Here is a 1,847-nt window from a genome sequence, read left to right as displayed (position 1 = left end):
CCTTTTTCTTTTTTTCTTACTATTATTTCAAAATCCATTTGATACCTGTATTGTTTTAGGTCAAAGGTTAGCACTTTTCCTATTTATACGCTATCTAATATTTATGCTTCCTTTATGCAACGGCCTTTATTTATGCTATTAGTTGCCCATCAGAAATTGATGAGATTGTTAATCTATATATTTCGCCTTTTTTTAGATCTTTTTTGGATATTACCTTGCAATAATCTTGTGTATACCCATGGTTATCTGATTCAGCCAATATAATCTCTTCTTTACCAATTTTACTTTTTATATGTTTTTGCATTAATTGATCTCTTAAATCCCTCAATCTTTTTGCTCTATTTTTTATTACTTTACCATCAACTTGTGGCATTCTAGCAGCTGGTGTATTCTCTCTTGATGAGTAAGGAAATACATGCAAATGCATTATGTTTAGCTTATCAACTAAATCATAAGTATTTTGAAACATCTCATCTGTTTCTGTTGGAAATCCAGCGATTACATCAGCACCTAATATTAACTCAGGTCTATATTTCCATACCTTATTACAAAAATCAATCACTTGTTGCCTGCTATGCCTTCTCTTCATTCTTTTTAAAATCATATCATCACCAGCTTGTAGACTTAAATGTAAATGAGGCATAAATCTATGCTCCTTTGTTATAATATCAAAAAGCTCATCGTCTATTTCCGCAACATCAACAGATGATAATCTTAATCTTTGGATTCCAGACACCATCTTTAACAGTCTACCTATCATATTACCTAAGCTAGGCTTACCAGGCAAATCTAAGCCGTAATCAGTAATATCAACACCTGTTAAGACCAATTCTTTATAGCCTTTATCAACAAGGTTCTGCGCATATTTTACAATCTCACCAACAGGCACGCTCCTGCTATTTCCTCTGCCATATGGTATTATGCAAAACGTACATCTATGATTGCACCCATTTTGAATTTGCAAAAAAGCTTTTGATTTATTTTCTACTCCATCAACCATTTGATGTGCAGTATCTTTTATCGACATGATGTCGTTAACTAGTATTGGCTCAGAATTAATCACAAGTTTTTCATAAGTATTCTGTACTAATTTTTCATGATTTCCAAAAACATTATCAACCTCAGGCATTTTCGCATATTTTTCTGCAGAAATCTGAACAGCGCAACCAGTAACTAAAATTTTTCTGTCAGGCATGTCATTTTTAGCCTTTCTTATTGCCTGCTTTAACTTCCTCTCTGCTTCTTTTGTGACAGCGCAACTATTAAATATAATTGCATTATCTATCCCAGCTTTTTTTGCATGCTTTTCAATAAGCTCGCTTTCATAAATATTTAATCTACAGCCAAAAGTTACTACTTCAAGTGACATAAAAACAACAAAACCAATTAATCAAAATACTTTAGCTTTGTAAATGATTTGGTATCAATAACTGAATTATAGCAAAATCAATTTAATTCAATTTCAAAGCTAAAGCACTTTACTATTTTTTAAAGAAGAAGTCGAGTAGTGTAAAAATCAATGCAATTAAAATTGAAGTTTGCGCAATATTTGTCTTAATGAACCATTTAAAAATATCTGTTTTTGCCTCTGATAACTTTTGCTCAACACGACTATAATAATGTTTTATTGACTCATTAAAAACCCTTTTTGTAATATAAAGGCCGTTGCATAAATGCAAAGCAAGGAAGATATGCAATAAATGGATTTAAAAAATTAGACTCATATAAAGAAGAACGATAAGTTTGGTATAAAAGCTGATAGAATAATAGGAATTCAAGAAAGTTAACAAAATATTATGCTAAATTAGCATGTTGCATGCCGATTTGCTGATCTTAGCCACACATAT

General features: G+C 31.2%; 1 protein-coding gene. It reads right to left on the bottom strand.

What is annotated here, in order from left to right:
• Positions 1–130: 130 nt before the first annotated feature.
• Positions 131–1,369: a tRNA (N(6)-L-threonylcarbamoyladenosine(37)-C(2))-methylthiotransferase MtaB gene (gene mtaB / locus L8D11_RS05155; protein WP_236870599.1), complete on the bottom strand. Its 1,239-nt coding sequence runs from the start codon at positions 1,367–1,369 to the stop codon at positions 131–133.
• Positions 1,370–1,847: the final 478 nt, after the last annotated feature.

Source organism: Candidatus Bandiella numerosa, assembly GCF_021811875.1.
Lineage (GTDB): Bacteria > Pseudomonadota > Alphaproteobacteria > Rickettsiales > Midichloriaceae > Aquirickettsia > Aquirickettsia numerosa_A.
The sequence above is the reverse complement of the archived record's forward strand: the minus strand, read 5'-3'. Positions and strand labels throughout refer to the sequence as shown.

What these genes read in the sequence shown, in the direction of transcription:
- mtaB (WP_236870599.1), bottom strand. Translation starts at nt 1,369, where the DNA reads ATGTCACTTGAAGTAGTAACTTTTGGCTGTAGATTAAATATTTATGAA.